11 protein-coding genes and 1 pseudogene are annotated in these 19,024 nt (G+C 38.9%); all 12 read right to left on the minus strand.

The features are described 5' to 3' along the window. Positions 1-31: 31 nt before the first annotated feature. Positions 32-3,169, minus strand: a complete 3,138-nt coding sequence (locus LZ575_RS09600; protein ID WP_235330442.1) for a DUF5107 domain-containing protein — start codon at positions 3,167-3,169, stop codon at positions 32-34. Positions 3,170-3,325: 156 nt separating this feature from the next. Beyond that, complete coding sequence (locus tag LZ575_RS09605) at positions 3,326-4,327, minus strand: glycosyl hydrolase family 95 catalytic domain-containing protein (RefSeq protein WP_409187200.1); 1,002 nt, start codon at positions 4,325-4,327, stop codon at positions 3,326-3,328. Then, positions 4,231-5,655, minus strand: a complete 1,425-nt coding sequence (locus LZ575_RS09610) for a glycosyl hydrolase family 95 catalytic domain-containing protein (protein ID WP_235330444.1) — start codon at positions 5,653-5,655, stop codon at positions 4,231-4,233. The genes LZ575_RS09605 and LZ575_RS09610 overlap by 97 nt, the downstream gene beginning before the upstream one ends. Positions 5,656-5,750: 95 nt before the next feature. Next, positions 5,751-6,041: a glycoside hydrolase family 95-like protein gene (locus tag LZ575_RS09615; RefSeq protein ID WP_235330445.1), complete on the minus strand. Its 291-nt coding sequence runs from the start codon at positions 6,039-6,041 to the stop codon at positions 5,751-5,753. 1 nt (position 6,042) lies between these two features. Further along, complete coding sequence (locus LZ575_RS09620; protein ID WP_235330446.1) at positions 6,043-8,013, minus strand: glycoside hydrolase family 95 protein; 1,971 nt, start codon at positions 8,011-8,013, stop codon at positions 6,043-6,045. A 60-nt stretch (positions 8,014-8,073) separates the two neighbouring features. Further along, entirely contained in the window at positions 8,074-8,565 is a 492-nt protein-coding gene (locus LZ575_RS22500) for a glycoside hydrolase domain-containing protein (protein ID WP_255702918.1), read from the minus strand. After that, a pseudogene (locus LZ575_RS09625) lies at positions 8,486-11,039 on the minus strand (glycoside hydrolase domain-containing protein). The gene LZ575_RS22500 and the pseudogene LZ575_RS09625 overlap by 80 nt, the downstream one beginning before the upstream one ends. 354 nt (positions 11,040-11,393) lie before the next feature. Then, a complete protein-coding gene (locus LZ575_RS09630) occupies positions 11,394-12,929 on the minus strand; it encodes a RagB/SusD family nutrient uptake outer membrane protein (protein WP_235330447.1) in 1,536 nt (511 codons plus the stop codon). Between the two features lie 10 nt (positions 12,930-12,939). Beyond that, positions 12,940-16,224 carry a TonB-dependent receptor gene (locus LZ575_RS09635; protein WP_235330448.1) on the minus strand — a complete coding sequence of 1,095 codons (3,285 nt, stop codon included), beginning with the start codon at positions 16,222-16,224 and terminating at the stop codon, positions 12,940-12,942. Between the two features lie 217 nt (positions 16,225-16,441). Beyond that, on the minus strand, positions 16,442-16,879 hold the full coding sequence (locus LZ575_RS09640; RefSeq protein ID WP_235330449.1) for a FecR family protein: 438 nt from the start codon (positions 16,877-16,879) through the stop codon (positions 16,442-16,444). Between the two features lie 10 nt (positions 16,880-16,889). After that, positions 16,890-17,672 (minus strand): FecR domain-containing protein, encoded by a 783-nt coding sequence (locus tag LZ575_RS09645; RefSeq protein WP_235330450.1) that lies wholly within the window; start codon positions 17,670-17,672, stop codon positions 16,890-16,892. 106 nt (positions 17,673-17,778) lie between these two features. Beyond that, positions 17,779-18,363 (minus strand): RNA polymerase sigma factor, encoded by a 585-nt coding sequence (locus tag LZ575_RS09650; RefSeq protein ID WP_235330451.1) that lies wholly within the window; start codon positions 18,361-18,363, stop codon positions 17,779-17,781. Positions 18,364-19,024 lie beyond the last annotated feature (661 nt).

The raw sequence follows: 19,024 nt of genomic DNA on the forward strand, positions 1-19,024 counted from the left end.
CATCAACCCATATTTTTATGATAGCCCTCCATTATTTGAAATTCACCAACGTGTCAACAATATCCAATACCAACTTAAACTCCTCATCAATGAATTTGGTGTCATAGGCATGTACCTTCTCATCTAAACTAGATATAGCCTTCTTAACCCCTTCATGATCGGATTCCTTATACTTGGCAACCGCCCATTCCAAGTATTGGTTGTCACTTAGTTCTTTGGATATTTTTTGTAATAATTCCTGTATCTGATCTTCCCTATTAAACTTCTCTAGCACGACTAATTGGAAGTACAGTTTTGAACTCTCATTAAGGTAGTCCGGAGTTTGATGTGACATAATCCTATCAAAATACTTTTCAGCTTCTTCCGGCTCTCCTTTCTTGTTATAGGCCAGGGCCAAAAGATAATTATCCAATCGCTCGTCCACATCATAATGTTTTCCCACCCCCAGGTTCTTAGGCCATAACTTGGCTTTCTTTGCGTAAAAAATTGCCTCATCGTAGTCCTTGGCCAATAACGCTTGGATGGCTAGGCGTACACAGGTCTCATGGTAGACAGTCCTGCCTTCCGTTGCCCCTTCAAATGGCAGTACATTAAAGGTTTCAAGAAAATGAAGTCCCTCCTTATACTCTTTTAGCTGCAATAATATTTTTGCATAGCGCATGCCCAAAACCGCCTTTTCCGGATTTTTGGACAAAGCCTTTTTTGTGAGTTTTTTAGCGGCCTTCCATTGATTGGTTTCCATGTAGTGTTCTATCAATGCAAGCTGTACCCGCCAATTTTTATTATCTATATCAACTGCACGTTCAAGGGCTTCAAGCCTAGTCTCCGCACTTCCCGGGAACAATTTGATCTTTGCCAAATAAAAGGGTACAAAATCCGGTTCATTGCCACATTGCAAGAACAACTTCTTGGCCTCTTCCAAATTTCCTTTGCTCCATTGTTGTATAGCCAGGTAATACTTAAATTTCCAGTGATCGTTTTTCTTTATGAACTCCCTTAGCACCTTACTAGTCTCAGTTCTATGGGGAAATACCATCTCCGCATCCATGGCCATCACCTCTTCCAATAGTTTTTTCCGATCTCCCTGACCTAAATGAGCCATAATCAAGGCTACAATAGGATGAGTGGGCGACATTTTGAGTATTTGTAATGCCTCCTTCTCCGCCCCATAGGCCATGTATTGCAATGCTACCTCTAAATAAGATTCATATGCCAGTTCGTTGGTGATCTTTGCTTGGATTTCTTTCTGGGTGAGAGTTCCCAAAAAATAATTTTCAAAAGCATGGATTAAATTAGTGGCATCCTGCTCGTAAATTTCTACCAGAACCCTCTCTCCTTCTTTTACATGGTCCATTTTCCTCAACAGTATTGCCCTAAGTTCCATTGCGGAAATAGCATAGGCATTGTAGGTTAACGCCTTATCCGTATATTCCAACGCTTTGGCATATAGCCCTTCCTTCATAAAAAGTTTTGCCAATTCTGTATAAGAAGCGGTTCGCATGCCTACGGATTGGGAGGCAATGGAAAAGCCACTTTTGGCATCGGCCGGATTGCCCAAGGATGTATTGGCCAGTCCGTATATATAATTCGCCAGTCCGTTATAGGTATCTATTGCCAAGGCTTTTTTGGAGAACTCCAAGGCCTTTTCCCAATTTTCCATTCGGTAATAACTCAGTCCCAATCTGTTTAATGTAGGGACATGGGTAGCTTCTGTTTCAAAGCTTTTCAAATAGGTTTCATGGGCTTCGGTATACCTTCGTTGTTTTTCAAGTTCCAGGCCTTTTACATACAGTCCGTAGGCAGATTCCCAGTCGAATGCCGTTCCCGGTTCATAGGGACGGTCCAGAATGGCTGAAGCAGCATCGGAATTGTAAACCAAAAGATGATCCCCAACCATCACTTGGATTTCCTGGTCCCCTTCAATGTTCAAAGTATCTGTATAGAGTTCTAAGGTGCTTAACTCCAGGTCCCTTCTAAAATGCGTCCTAGTGCCTGTCCGCACTTCCATATAAGTATCCAAAGGCTGAAGGGCACTTAATCGGATTTCAAGGCTGCTACCTTTTCTCTTTACATTCAAAACCCCGTATTCCGATGCGGCGACCATCCCTTTGGTCCCTTTAAGGGGAAACCATAGCTCTTTGGCAACTTCCACATCATGGGGCATAAATTCCCGATGCTTAAATGGTGTAAAAGTACTGCTATTGGCAGATTGGTTAAAGAGTTTTCCTGCCTGGTATTCTATATACTGCCCATTGGAATCGGTCAACAGCTCTTCCCATATCATACCTTGATCGGACAATCCCCATATCCATATCTTCTTACCGGGCTTATCTACGTAATCGGCATAATGCCCGAACCCAAAATCATCTTCCTGCCAGTAACCGCCAAAATAGTCTGAATAACTATCGATTATATGGTACGATTTATAGATTCCAAAATCATTGTTTTCGTATCGTGAGATATCTCTGCCGGAATCCATGGGCCATTCTCCCAGTTCCCCGCCATGTCCGATTCTTTTGTTGCCGGGATAGATAAACTCCAGGTCACCATCGGCCTTGGCCGCGGCATTCATCCAATGGTAATACGTTACCGGAACCTCACTGGAATTTTCCCATGTGGCGATAGTTTCAAAATAGGCTTTGTCAGGGTGCAGCCTTATTTCAACATTCCATTTGGTCCTAGATGGCAGGTCCAGTGCCCCCACCACACAGGCTACGCTCCCGTCAGGATACTCCTTTAAGGCATAGTCTACGGGTGTAGCACAGGTAGGGATATGACCGATATCCCCAAAGTTGTATTCCAATCCTCCAGAAGTCCACGCCCCGCGCATGGCCACATCCCTGAACTTCACTACCTCGTTAAAATACATGAACTCATTTCCCGTGGATTTCTCTATGGCACCCCATATCTTCCCCCCTACTTCCGGGGATACATATACCTTGATATAGTCGTTCTCCAAGACCACCATTTTCCAATCCCGATACTCCCCTTGGTCCGTATAGCCGTCAAAGCGAAAATAAGGATAGATGCGGTTTATATTGGGTACGGGGTCGGGGTCCCCGAACATATAGGTTTTCATGTTCAGATTTTCTTCCCTAACCGTAGCTTTTTGTGAATATATGGCATGCATCATAGAAAATGTGACGATAAGTACATTTAAATATTTCATCTTGTTATTATAATTAACACTTTATAATTATCTATTCAAATACTGTCATTACAAACTATTTACCTCTTGTTATTTACCCGAAATTATAGATTCTCTAGACACTATGCCATCTAGATAAGGATTTTGCATACATTTATTTAAACCTCTACAATTTCATTAATACTTACTCAGACGACCATCAAGGTTCAGAACTTTTCCAGCCCTCAATTCAAAACGAACCACCTTTTTATGTAAGCGAATTTTTACAGTTTGATTATGGTCAGATTTCAACGTAAGCTTGTCTAACTTTCCATGTGACCATGCCATATCTACTTCTATTCCACTACGCGCCTTTAGTCCACCAATCTTTCCCGTAGACCATGCTTTGGGGAGTGCTGGTAATATGTGTATTTCTCCTGAATGTGATTGCAAAAGCATTTCGGCCATTCCTGCCGTAGCCCCCATATTCCCATCTAACTGAAAAGGAGGGTGCGTAGAAAATAGATTATTATATACACCTCCGCCATTCATCATATTTACATCACCTGTCTGGGTTAGCTGCATGGCTCTATTTAACAGCTTATAGGAACGGTCCCCATCCAACAAACGTGCCCAAAAATTTATCTTCCAGCCAATAGACCATCCGGTACCATCATCCCCCCTGGCGTTCAGGGATACTCTGGCAGCATTTACCAAATCTGGTGTTCTAACTGTATTCACTTGCGTTCCCGGATATAGAGCGTATAGATGGGATACGTGACGATGTTTATTTGTAGGGTCATCAACGTCTTCTTTCCATTCCTGCAATTGTCCCCATTTCCCGATTTTCAATGGTAATAACTTTGATTTCGCAGAAATCAACTTTTCTTTAAACCCATTGTCTAATCCTAGGTCTTCGCAAGCCTTAATACAGTTCGTAAAAATATCCCATGCAATCTCGATGTCCATATAGGCTCCAGTAGAAATCCCACCATGTTCAGGAGAATAGGAAGGAGAGGAAACCAAAAACCCGTCTTCATCTTCCGTAAGGTAATCCAACCAAAATTGGGCAGCCTCCTTCATTATAGGATAGCCCTTTTCTTTTAGATAATTACGGTCGCCCGAAAACTCGTAATGTTCCCAGACATGTCTACTATACCAAGCTGCACCAGCTGGAAAAAACCCCAGGGGAATCCCCATCCTGGAGCGGTATATCCAAATGGATTGTTCATTGTGTTGACAATCCATCCTTCGGCATTAAAAAAATCTCTTGCTGATTTACGGCCAGGAGGCCTTAGTTTATCTATGTACTCTATAAGTGGTTCATGACATTCCGGTAAATTGGTAATTTCCGCAGGCCAATAGATCATTTGGATATTGATATTGGCATGGTAATCACTGGCCCAAGGGGGATTTGTCATATTGTTCCACTTCCCTTGTAAATTGGCAGGCATGGTCCCGGGACGAGAACTGCTGATTAGCAGGTATCTCCCGTATTGAAAGTACAACGTCTCTAACGAGGGATCCTCACCACCACTCGCGTACAACCTTAACCTTTCATCTGTGGGTAGATTATCTTTATCCACACCATCCAAAGTGAAATCTACACGCGAGAATAAATTGGAATAATCCGTTAAATGCTCCGACAAAAGGGCATCGTACCCCTTACTTAAAACTGTCTCAATTGTTTTTTTGTTCAACTCCTTATACTTTCTACCTGAATAATGTGGATACTCATTTTTATAATCGGTAGAAGCGGTCAGGTACAATGTGAGGTTATTTGCCGATTTCACAGTCACTTTCCCATCTATAAATGGAAGGATTTTACCGTCAGATTCTACCACTACCCTACTTTCAAATCCCATCCCATTGTTTTCAAGATACCCAGACATTACAAGCTGTCCGTCTTTATACGAAATGTCCACATTTTTATGTTCGGTTGTTTGTCTAAGGACGTAGTCAACCCCTTGGGGATTATCATTTTGAAAACGGAAAACTAAAGTTCTACTGGGGTAATTAGCAAAGTATTCCCGTTTATGACTGACACCTTCAGTTATATATTTAACGGTAGCGATCCCTTTTGAAATATTAAGTTCCCTACTATAGTTGCTGGGGGATCCTGATGATTGAGGTCTTACAAACAAATCTCCGAAAGGCTGATAAGCCCCATATCCTTCCCATACACTATTGCCCTTGTCGGCCTTGATCACACCCGTTAGTTCCCTGTTCGCGAGCTGATGTGCTTCTTCATATTTACCAGAATCAAGCAATCTTCTAACCTCGGGCAAATGTTTGTGGGCGCCTTCCCTATTTCCGCCATTGTATTCATTCCACTCCCCCTTTCCTCCAGTCCATAGGGTCCCTTCATTAAACTGTATATGCTCCTCTTCAATTCCTCCAAAAAACATAGCACCCAAATATCCATTACCAATCGGCAGGGCCTCCTTCATCCAGGAATGGGTAGGTTGTTCATACCACAATTTATGATCTTTCAATTCCTGCCCATATGAAAATACGGTATTTAGCATTATAACGCACAGGGGGGGTATTAAGGAATATATTATTCTTTTCGTGTTGATGAATATCATGTGATTTTACCGTTAATTATATCAACCTTGAAGGGTTATTTTCTTATTAAAATTATAATGTCGTCAACGTTCGTATCGAAAATTAAAATATTTTCTTTTCGTTGATATTTGACCGAACTTTCAAAATTACCAGAAAATGGATTATGAACTTTTAGAATGCCACCTTTTAGGGAATTGATCTCTACCTTTTGAACCTCACCCGTTTTCATTTCCGCTGAAACCAAAAAAGCCCCTTCTGCTCTTAATTGGTCAAAAGCTACATTTTGCCAATCTTCTGGAATAGCCGGGAAAATATTAATTGTGCCAGTATGACTTTGGATTAGCATTTCATGTATCACCAGCTGCGAAAGCAAAATTCCCTTCTAAAGTAAAAGGCCTATATGTAAAGTTAGATTTTCCAGTACCCGATTGGTCTCCGTTTGCATGGAAACTGTTTGGTAGTACAAATGAGGTTGCAAAATCCTTTAGCGCTTTAGCCGCTCCATCTCCGTCCAGAGCCCTCGCCTTAATATTCCCCAACCAACTAAAAGAGTACCCTGTCCATTGACTACTGCCTATAGCTTCTAAATTCTCAATAGTTTTTCGAATTATTTCCATATCCCTTTCCCCGTTGGAGGGGTCTATCAATCCTAGTGGGTGACTGGCCATTAAATGAGAAAAGTGACGGTGAGATTCCTGATAGGCTAAATTAGGCGAGAACATAAGTCCACTATCATCCACCGCATACTCCGGCCATGCTTTCAATTCATTCTTCCATTTACGGGCTTCTTCCATTAGACCTAGCTCCATTGCAAGTTCAGCCGCGTGCAAATATGTCCATCTGACAAGTGACAGATCAAAATTGGTCATTTCTCCAAACCAGGCTTCACGCGAATTGTTATGGATTTCTGGGCTGGAGCTCAAAGGGAGTTTTCTTTTGCCATCATCGCCCAAAACGGACAGTTCATTGAAATGAATGGCCACGTCCTTGATCCAAGGATACGCTTGCTCTTTTAGGAAATCACGATCCATGCTATAGCGCCAATGCCAATAGAAATGTTGCCCCAGCCATGCGCCTACGGTAGGACCAAAAGAATACTGTATCCAACCTCCCATGGGTTCCCCGGTCAATGTGGTAACCCCAGGCACATTGAGACCGTTTGTACCATAGAATTGCTTTGTATATTTCTTAAATGTAGGTTTATTCTGAATTAGCCAATCTATAAAGCCTTGTTCCAAATCCAAATGATTTCCTGAATAAGTGGGCCAATAACTAAGCTGTGTATTTAAATCGTGATGAAAATCACCTTTCCAGGGCGGAAGTTTGCCATTATCGGCGGTCCAAACGCTTTGCAAAGAAATTGGCGCAGCGCCTTGACGTGCTGCAGACCCCAATTTGTACATTTCCATATACCATTGGTTCTGTAGTATGGTATCGGGAATTGAAATACTTGATTGGTTCCAAAACCCATACCACCATATTGTATGGTCTTCAATAGGTTTCCCAATACCCTTGGAAAAGGAAGTCTCTACTATCTCCGTTGCGGTGGTTACAATTTCCTCTTTTGTTTTTTGGGAACTAATACTCCAACTTCCTAAAAGAGCGTCCGATCTGTCCTCCCATTTAGTATACACTTGAAAACTAAACTCATCCCATCCTGTTTGGTTATAAGTAATGGAATTGTCCATGTGTGAGACTGTTCCTTCCTTATATCCCAATCTCCTAAGATCTTGTCCACTTACGGGATCTACCACTGTGGATTCCTTAGCATCGAAATACGGTGGAGGTACAATAGTTGGGCGAATAGGTGTTTTCAAATTTTCAAATTGATACCAACCAATGGGTTCTGTGGCATGCACAAAAGTTTTTAAAATTGTTCCATTTTTCCATTCAACAATACACGTAGCAGATGCCAAGTTAAGCTTAACGTTCTTAATTTCCCCAAGCCCGCTGATATCAAACTCTAGTGCCCCACCTGGTATCTTGGATGGTGCAGGTGAGTTATCATAGGGGGCATCATATTTATCCTGAACATTTTTATAAGTATTGTTCTTCCATTGGTCATGCACCCACCTAAAGTCGAAATCCTGAAAATTCAAATTTTCCATGGGACGAAGATCCCAGAGATCAGAACGATCCAGCGAAAATCTAAGTTTTCCATCTTTTTGCCATACCAATGCCCCCAAGGTTGCATTTCCCAAGGGTATTCCCTCATCCCAGGTTGTTGCCAGTCCATCAAACTCCAGCTCGTAATCGGGAAGTCTGTCCGCCTTAGCAGTTCTTGCATGTTCTTCGGAACATGAAGCAAATAAGGCCAATGTTAAAAGGCAACATATAATTGTATTTAATGACATCTTTCTATGCATCTTTCAGTTTTATTATTCAACAATTAATAGCCAGCCTTTGGTTGGCTCGATAGGAATTTCTTCATTTATGGAAAATGTTCTTTCGGGTTGGAAATCTTCAATTTTGGGAGCGATAAATCGAACTTTACCTTTATCTAACCCAACAGCTTCCCAGTCCAAATCTAAATTCACATTTACGGTTTCACTTGCCCAACTCGCTACTGAAAGCAACACCTTGCCTTCTTTAACGTACGCCGTTGCCATTACATCTTCTCGGCTGCAGAATACGACAGGGTTCCTTTCCCAATAGCCTATCATTTTTGATTCGGCTATTCCAAAATCATCCCAAACCTTCCATATATCACGTGGATCACTAGTTACCCCTTCTGTAAACCACGGATATCGCACCGTCATGCCATAGACCATACCCCGCCATGGGTTGCCACTAAGCATGTAGCATATCTCCCATATGTCCAAAAGGGATACCTGATACTTCCACAAGCCAATTTTCAGGAGGCATTTCATTATAATGAAATGATTCTCCAAACCACAATTTATCTAAATATGGAAAAAACTCTGCATATTGGTTGGCTAAGCCCCTTAGAAAATCCAGTATTGGAATGAAGGTCGATCATTGATCCTGGCTTCTCACTATCCAAGATTTTACGCATCCGTTTTAAGATTCGTCTATCGTAGGTAACATCATCTAGATATAAACCGTCTATATCCATATTTTTCAGCAACCAAGAAAGACCTTCCAAATAGTAATTATACCAACGTGAATCTCCTGGAGCATTTATTATTGACGCATCAATACCATTTTGCAACGGGGAATACCATTGTGTATTATAATCAGTGACCAAATGTTCCTGTAGCCATGGGTATCCTCCGCCTTCTCCTGTTCCCAAGATCTCATTACCTAAACTTCGCAAAGCCCATATCTCGGAAGCATGGTTAGAGAGCTCCCTAATCGTATAATAGATTTTCACTTTTAGATCGTGGGCATGCATTTCATCTACAAAAGCGCGCATTTCTTTTGTATTGATAAAGGGGTAGTTAATATAAGGGTTGTATTTATTGGCGTGATGTACATTAATAATCTTCACCCCATCCTCAATCTCATCAAAATTAGGTTTGGGTGTTACCCCATCATGGTAATACCTATTGGTAAACTGTGACTTACTGTCTAGCTGTTTTACTGGGGTAATCAAGAAAGCAACTTCAAATACAAGTTCTTCTCCTTTCGAAAAATTCCGATTACCGGAAAATATGGTTGCTATGGTTGCTTCTCCTTCTTTGGCTATAGAAAAACCACCTTTTCCTTCATTGTTCCAACTTTTTGGGGGATCTGGCTTATAAAGATTTAATAAGGGACCATGGTACTCCCCTCCACGTAGCTCAACATGCAAACCTGCATAGGTGTTTCCCACCCAAAAACTATCTTGGGGCCCACTCCATTTTGCTTGGTGTTGCCTAGGAACTTTTGTTCCCGGCAATCCCATACCCATCATATACTCTGCTACGGAGGAATGAAAGGGTATTTCTAATTTAAAATCATTTAGGTTAACATCCGATTGGGCAAGTAATTTGATCTTATAATTAAAATGCCCATCAAATTCTAAAGTGGATTCAGTTTGAATATTAAAATTCTTAGTATTCGATGAATACTTTTTTACTACTACTCCCGATTTGGTAATTTTGGATACTTGTTTTTCCTCCTTAATTTGCTCCCCATCCAACATAAATTTAATAGGACTAGCTAATATTTCCGTATCCCAAGCTTTTATGGAGGTTGGCAGCCCCCCGTCACCGTATTCGACATTTTTACCCAACAATTTCACGGAATTCTCTCGCTTATCCGTATCAATGGGTGCATAACCTACGGTAGGCTGATCATCGATCCCAATGGTGGAATTTAACCAGCGTAATCTAGAGTGTCTCCACGGTTCGTCATCACCACGGTTAGCAATTATTTGATCATCAATATTAAATTCAACAGTAATGATTTGATCTGGCTGTTTATTGGCTTTTACCGTTATAATCCCTGTATAGAGACCTGCCTTTGTATCTTTTGGAATATCTACCCCAACCCATAATGGCTGCACCTTTCCTTTAGCAACATCCACTTGTTTTGTAAAGGGATTTCCATAGGGATCTACTCCATGGGTATTAAAACAAGTAAAAACACTTTCCGGCAATTTATCTCCATTAGACGATTTTAAGCTAGAAAATTCCAGTCTAACATTCTCCAACGTATTTTTAGCAGCATAAACTCCTACTTGAAGTGTGTAATACTCGTTTCTTTGAGCAGTTCCTTCAAATTGATGGCAAATTCCTTTTTTTATCCATCTCAAAGGCAGGTAATGCCGCATCTTGATCGGGTATCTCCTATCCTCTGGTATTATTATGTAATCAGACTCTGCACTGTTTACAAATTGTTCTAACTCCTTATGGGTAGCTACCACCTCCATGGGGTAGAAAGAGTCAAATTCTGTTCTTGCTTCTATTTCTTTAGAAGTGGCTTTAGGTAACCTACGTAGTTTCCTCTCATCACTAAGCTCGTTATCCATAACCCACTTTGGATCAGGTGACTCCTCCTTTTCTAGGTATCCAAATTTATAATAGCCCCAATCAGGGTCCGGCTTAAAAGGCAAGTAATAAAAAAAGTATTCTCCTTTTTCAGCTGGCCCAAAAACCAACTCACATTTTTCATTATTGATTTCTATTCGATGAATGTTCTTTACCGCTTCACCCGTTTGTGAATTCACGATGATGAATTGTCGCTTGTTTGGGTTTTTATCAGGGCGTCTCCATTTAAAACCCAGTTTTACGGCATTGGCTTTTCTGGGAACTTCAATAATAGCTCTATGGTTTCCAAGGCCAGCCTCCCAAGGTTCTTGAGTTACACTGTAATCTATTTCCGACTGTGCGTTTATACCTAAATATCCAGAAAAGCAAACAGAGTAAAGAAGAATTGTAATTTTTATAATGGTTTTCATTTATACATATATTATATAGATTTTGTTTTATGATCCAGATTAAAGTGTCCTTGTCTCTTGGATAATTGCATTATCTTTCAATAAAAAAAATAAACAGTTTATTACACAGAATTGTTTATCCCAGCTGTCAACAATCATAAAATAGAGAAAGGGATTAACTTTAATTGAGACCTTAATGTCCAAACAGAGAATTTAAAACTTTGTTAGAATAGATACTAATATTCCATTTATAGATTTTAACCCAAAATACCGCTATCCAAAAAAATCGAATGTAGAAATGATTATAAATAAACCCCGCAAAAAAAACTAACTAACAAATTCTTTTATACGGGGCTTATCAAATTTATTCATCCATCAATAGCCTGGGTTCTGTTTCAAATTAGAGTTATTAATCAATTCAAAATCAGGAATTGGCCACGTATAATCCCTTGGTGAAGTAAATGTCCGGTCTTCCAAGGGCACTATACCTATTGCGGGCTGATTCATCGTTTCATCCAGTAGATTCCATCTATGATAGTCGTAATAAAGCATACCTTCTGCTGCCAATTCAATTATTCTTTCTCTTCTAATAATTTCCCTAAAACTATCTTTCGTAAGGTCTGCTAGAGCTATAGGGGGAACTATAATATCAGATCCATCAGAAGCAGCTCCTTTACCACCTCTTGCCCTAAGTTTGTTTATAAGGTCCAACAAATCTTGGGAGGGGCCATTGATTTCGTTCATAGCCTCAACATAGTTTAGGTATACCTCTCCCAATCTAAATACTATAAAGTCATTATGGCTTCTCTGTTCTGCGGTTTCAGCAGGGTCGATCCATTTTCTAAAATTTAACCATGTCCCATTATTTTCAAACATTGCCCCTTCATATTCCACCTCCTCCATCCAATTAAAAATTGTTTGGCGCAATCGAGGATCTCTATGTTCGAACGGCTTTTCGGAATCATACAATGCACTGATAGAAATATCCTCTCCATTAATATCGGGATACCGCTCTACCAAGGCCATTGTAGGAGTATATATAGACCAAGAAGCATGGAAACTGATTGGACCCAACCATTGGCCTAATGAATGATATCCATTAGGAAGGTCGGCATTTACCCTGGCAAGAATAATTTCTGAACTTCTTTCGCCTTCTGGTCTAAATAACTCGGTATAGTTATCATGTAAACTAAATGGTCCGTTAATAATTTGTTGAGCTAATTCTGCGCTTTCTACAAGCATACTATTATCAGAAGCTAAGGTACCTTCGTACAAGAGTATCCGGGATTTTAATGCCATCACGGCCCATTTAGTAATTCTTCCATATTCCGGCGAGTATTCTGAAGAAGAAAGTTCATCAATTGCTATATCTAATTCAGATAATACAAAATTCAATACCGTAGCTCTGGAACTAGGCTCAACCTGTCCTTCGTTAACGCCCAACACTCTATCAACTAGTGGAATAGATCCAAACTGGTACAATAATTTATAATGTGCCCAGGCTCTAAAAAATCGAACCTGCCCCATATAATGCGCCAGGTCGGCCTCTGACAAACCAGCTTTTTCAACATTTTCCATAAACCAGTTGACATCCCTAATGGTTGCATACTGTCCGGTCCATAAGTTATTCACTAAACTGGAACCAGGATTAATGCCTCCCGTAGAGATTTCCACTGACGGTCCGTTCTGGCTGAACATAATCTCTGTTAAGGCATCCCATTCTATCTGTCCTACGTTCGGCAAAGACCCGTAAAGGGCATTGGCAGCCTGCCTAACTTCATCTTCACTCGTCCAAAAAGCATCTTCGGATAGTGCTGTTACCGGGAACTTTGTAATTTTCTCTTCTGAACAGCTTTGGAAAAGTCCAAAAGTAAAAATCAGTATATATATTTTTCCAATATATTTTTTCATATCAATATTTTTAAAATTTAATGTTAACCCCCAAGGAGTAAGTTTTTAATGGGGGTATTCCTAAACCGCTAGACTCGGGGTCAAAACCAGGCCTAAAATCGGATACAGTCCATAGATTTGTACCTGTGAAATAAAGTCTTGCTTTATTAATATACTTCTCTCCTTTAATTGGGAGCGTATATCCCAATTGTAAGTTCTTTAGTCTTAAATAAGAAGAGTTGAACGCCCAAAAACTTGAAGTGGTATTGAAATTCTGGGAGTAGGTTTGTTGTCCAAAAAGTAATAATCTTGGATAGGTGCCGTCCGTATTGGTTGCACTCCATGCATCAGTGGCCTCTTCTGGTATCCACGCATAATTACCAAATAAATCATTAGATCTATAATCTTGAGATTTTGCCGTCCCCTGAAAAAAGACCTGTACATCAAAATTCTTATACGCCGCATTTAAATTAACGCCATAGTAAACCTGAGGAACCGTTTCGGCTATAACCACATTATCTTCAAAATCTAATACTCCATCTTTATTTTGATCTATATAGCGAATGTCTCCCATAGATGTGTTGGGACTTATTCCAGAAGTAACTTCTGCTTTGTATGCATCTACTTCTGCTTGTGATGATAAAATTCCACCCGACTCATATCCATATACGGAACCCAAGGCATCCCCTACCCGATAATTAGTATCAAATTCGGAGAACGCATCGGTCAATTCAGTAATTTCATTATTGTTAAAAGTGGTATTGATGGAAACCCCATACCTTAGTCCATTGGGAAAACTATTTGTATGATTTATGACCAATTCTATACCTTTATTCTGAACATTACCAGCATTTATTGGCGGGCCACTTCTTCCTGTTCCCACGGTTCCAGGAACCGGACTTGGCAATAGTATATCTTCTGTGTCTTTGATGTAATAGTCTACAGAACCCGAAAGCAACCCTTTATACAGTGTGAAGTCTAATCCAAAATTAATGGTCTTGGTGGTTTCCCATTTTAAATCTCTAAAGGGAACGCCCCCTTCACTTACCGTAGGCTCCACAATATCACCTGCTCCAAAATAATAGGTCCCAAAAGCTATTGTGGAAAAGTAGCTGCCCGAAACCCGATTATTACCTGTTGTACCGTAAGAGGCTCTTAATTTAAGTTGGTCTATTGAGTTGGAGCTAAGAAAATCTTCCTTACTGATCATCCAGCCAGCTGATGCGGAAGGGAAAAACCCATAGCGGTTTTCAGGGGCAAAAATAGAAGATCCATCATACCTTCCCGTCAGTTCCAGAAAGTATTTTTCATCATAATCATAACTTATTCTACCCACACCGGATTGCAAGGCATTTTCTCCGGTATTACTGCTTAAACCTGTAATATCATCATTGTCCCCAGAGTTTGGAGCATCAAATTCCGTCAACAAATTATCAAATTGGAAGCTTCTCCTACTTGCGCTTATAAAGGAGTCCTTATTAAATTGGACATCCCATCCTGCAAGAACCCCCAGACTATGTTTATCAAATACTTTATCGTAACTGATAAAGGTTTGTGCATTATATTGGTTATTGTCTCTCCACGTCTGCCCCAAACTATTTATATCTGAAAACCAAGAGGGACCTCCTGTAGTAGATCTTTTATAGATACTTGAAACCGCTCTACTAGTCCTTGAAATAAGGGAATAGCGTCCAATTACCTTTAACCCTTTCATGAGTTCCCATGTAAGATTGGAATTTGCAGTAAATATTTTGGTCTTGGTATTTGAAGTTCCAGCCTCCAATTCCCATAATGGATTCCAAAACCCCCTTGCATACGCACCAGCTTGATTAAAAAATTCAAACTCTCCATCGGTATTTCTTACTGGCACAAAAGGAGCAGTACTGTTCACGTGCTGATATATGTTGTCTAGACCAGAGTTAACATTGGGTGCTGTATTATCTGCGACACTATAGCTCAGATTCACATCCAAATCAATATTGTCGCGTAATTTGGTTTTTAAATTGCTCCGTATATTATATTGTTTATTATCAATCCCAGACTTGACTATACCATCTGCATTTCTGTATCCCAGTGAAAAATAATAGGACGTTCTTTCGTTACCCCCTCTAGCACTCAAAAAATACCTATTAGTAACTTCTGTCTTTAAGAACTCTTCTTTCCAATCCGTATTGGGATAGGCGGGGTCTGTCCCAGATTCAAATTTTGCAAAATCTTCTGGAGAGAATAAGACTTGACCCCCTGAATTTAAAGACGCCTCATTCATAATAGTAGCAGATTGTATTGAATTAATCGATTTTTGTTCAGTGGTCAGGTTTCCAAAACTCACATAACTATCAAAATTAAAACTTACCTTTCTGTTCTTGCCACTTTTTGTTTGCACTATGATAACCCCGGCGGCCGCTCTAGATCCGTAAATAGCAGATGCAGCTCCATCCTTTAACACAGAGATTGCTTCTATATCATTAGGGTCTACACTTAATAAATCTTGAGGCACCCCGTCTACAATATATAAAGGTGAATTATTCCCTATTGTGGTGGTTCCTCGAACCCGTACGGACATCCCTTGGTTGTATCCCGCATCTTTTATGTATAGACCGGGGGTTCTACCTTGGAGTGCAGCAACTATATTGGGACTGGTAACTTCTCCCAACTCCTCAACGTCTACGGATGAAACCGCAGAGGTAATACTTGTAATCTTTTGTGTTCCATAGCCAACCAACACTACTTCATCCAGAGCTGCCGCATCGGCTTCTAATACGATATCGATTTCGTTACGTCCATTTATAGAAACTTCTTTGGTTCCATATCCTATGTAACTGATTTGCAATATGGCGTCCTTGGGCACGTCAATCGTATAATTCCCATCAAAATCTGTCATAACCCCATTAGAAGTACCTTTTTCCAAAATATTGGCAGCTGGCACGGGCATTCCAGTTTCTACTTCTGTTACTGTACCAGTAACTGTGATTGTTTCCTGTATTATATTATTAGTAGAATTGTTTTTTTCTTTTGGTTTTCCTTCTTTAAGGATAATTTGTTTTTTCTTTACTTTAAAATAAATGTCTGTCTCAGAAAATAAAGAATCCAAAATATCAGAAATAGGCTTTTTATAAGCCTTTAAGGAAACCTTTCGGTTAACATCTACTTTATTTTGATTGTATAAAAATCTAAAATCTGAAAGATCTTCGATTTTATAAAAAACCTCTTTAATCGTAGCGTCTTCGACATTTAAAGTAATTTTTTTACTCTGGGAATAAGTATTCGCATGAATTTTAAATAATGAAATAATTAATAAAAGTGTAGTTAGTTTCATTTTTAGGCTAAGGTTAAGTAGCTTTTCAGAATGGGAAAGCATACACGAATAGTGTTTTTTTTTCATACTTTTGTATTGGTTAGGTGATTTAACTTATTTACTTAGATCACTTTTTCAAGCCGGGAAATGGGCCAACATTTTCCGGTTTTTTTATAAAAGTGATTTTTCTTAAATTTTAAATTGTTCAGCTCATAATTGCTTTTTTTAGTTTTAGAAATTAATCAGATTTAATTATTATTTTTTTATTGCTCAATTTATAGTTGAAAGGAGTATCTTCTTTGAATGCGTTTAGCACTTCTTCTATACTTTCTTCTTTAAAGGTAGCTGTATATACCTGCTTGTCTAGAAGTTGATTGTGGTTTACTATTTCCACGTCAAAACGCCGTTCTAATTTTTTCCTTATATCACAAAACGGTATATTCTCAAATTTCATTATACCCTCTTTCCAGGCGATGTATTTTGAAACATCTACCTTTTCTATGATCATACTCTCATTGTCATTGCTCCAGGCAGCTTTATGCCCAGGCGTAAGTAATCTTGAAGATGTTTTACCATCTTTTTTATTCTCTGTGTATATTTTTACCGAACCTTCAACTAAAACGGTATTAATTTGGCTATCCTCAGGATAATTAGAAACATTAAATTCAGTACCCAAAACCTCAACATCAATTACACTCAGTATTTACTACAAATGATCGAACTTTATCTTCCGCCACATCAAAATAAGCTTCTCCTTTAAAAAATACTTTTCTATTTCCGTCCTCGGAAAACTGTACAGGGTATTTAATCCAACTTCCAGCATTAAGAGTTACCTGAGTTCCATCTGCTAAAACCAAATCGAACTTTTTCCCATATGGAATTGACAATTCATTATAAAAAAACTCGCTATTTTTATTTTTATTAGTGTAGCTTAAGCGACTTCCATTTTGCTCGGCAACTAAACTCCCTTTTTCTCCAAGAATTTCTTTTTGGTCATTTTGTGAAATAACTACAACCTCCCCATCTGCTAGTTTAAGTGTAATATCTCCTGCTTCGGCATTAGTAGGAGCTGCTATCGAAGCTTCGCGTGAATAGAATATATCATCTTTAAAAAAATAGAATATTCCCACTACTAAGATTAAAACAGCAGCAATTTTATAAAATTCATTAATAATGGTTTTTCCCAACCATACTTTCTCTCTTTTAGTTTTAAGATTTAAAACAGCTTCTTCTTTCTCTACCTTTTGCATTATACGGCTAAAAAGCTTTTCTGCATCCTCATCATTCCTATTGAAGGAAAAATTTCCATGATCTTTTTTGCCTTCAAGGTATTCTCCCAGAACTCCCTGTATTTTTTCCTGATTTTCAGCATTATCTATAATTGCAATGAGAGCATTGTACTCGTCCTCTGTAAGCTGATTATTCATCAGCTTATTGATAAGCTCACTTATATAATTTTTATCAGTCATTTAACGATTTTAACCTTCTCTTTAATAGTAATACACTTGGAAACACAAAAGGTCCCAAATAAAATTCACTTTTTTTAAAATATTTAAGTTTAATGGAGAAAAAAACTTAATCTAAAAAGAAGAAAAATGCAGGAAATAGAAGTCCGAGATGGGGTTGCAGCTGAGCCTTTATCTGCTTTAAAGTATCCCAAAGATGATTTTTCACCGTTTTTTTTGATATCCCAAGTAAATCAGCTATTTCCTGGTTGCTTCTTCCTTCCTGCCTGGAGAGAATAAAGATACTGCGCTTCTTTTGAGGGAGCCCCGCTAGGATATCTTCAAGAATTGCTTCATATTCAGAAAATATCAATTTGTTTTCAACATCATTTAGGAAAGATATATTTTTCCATAATTCTTGCTTTAAATTTTCCTGACTAGCTATTTTTCGCAAATGATTATAAGTGAGGTTACGAGCTATGGTATAAATAAAAGCATTAAATGACAGAGAAGTCTTTAAATCAGCTTTCTTTTGCCAAAGTTTAATAAAAATCTCCTGCAATAGCTCTTCCGTAGAATAATGTGATTTGGTAATCGAAAATACAAAAGCATATAACCTTTTTTCGTACAAATTAAAAACTGTTCTAAAGGCAGAACGATCGCCTGCCTTTAATAATTCAATAAGTTTTTCATCTATCGCTTTTGATTCGTCCATGATCTTAACAGAATTACTTTTAGAGCTTACGGGGTTGGATATGAAATAAAAAGACTTTTCTTAAGCATATTCTATATGAATAAATAAGAACTTAAACCTTTTATGAATCATCGAAAAAAATGGAAAGTCATTAAACAGGATTCTATTTTTTCGGAAATTATTGACTAACATATATTTATTTTTTGTTAAAAACAAACTTCTTTTTAATAAAAATTTTGGTTTTGTGGAAACAAGAAAATTTTACTCTTTACTAAATTAGAAATTATTTTGCGTTGGTTTTTTGACATTTAAATAGAAATTAGGGGTATTTAAGTGCCTAAATCAAATTCTTCTTTAAACCCACTCAGCCCATTCCCCTTACGTGCCTCCAGGGAAAAGAGCTTCGTTCACAAGCACCAGACACAAGTAAAAAACTGCCACCTTCCATTCCGCTTCCTCCGCCAAAAAACGGAAACGCTCCATTTCTGGTTCTGGTTTTCCACTTAAGTCCTCAAAATGGGTTACATAATAATTTAATTCCACTTCCTGTTACTTAGGTATTCTCCCTTTTTCAATAGATCTACCTCCTAGCCTTCACTGTCATTCCCTTTTTTCTGGAATGCAAAATACCAAGAATTAGAAGTTAGTCCGCACTGCATAAAGTAAGTCCCTGTGCTCCCTT

Source organism: Antarcticibacterium sp. 1MA-6-2 (assembly GCF_021535135.1).
GTDB lineage: Bacteria > Bacteroidota > Bacteroidia > Flavobacteriales > Flavobacteriaceae > Gillisia.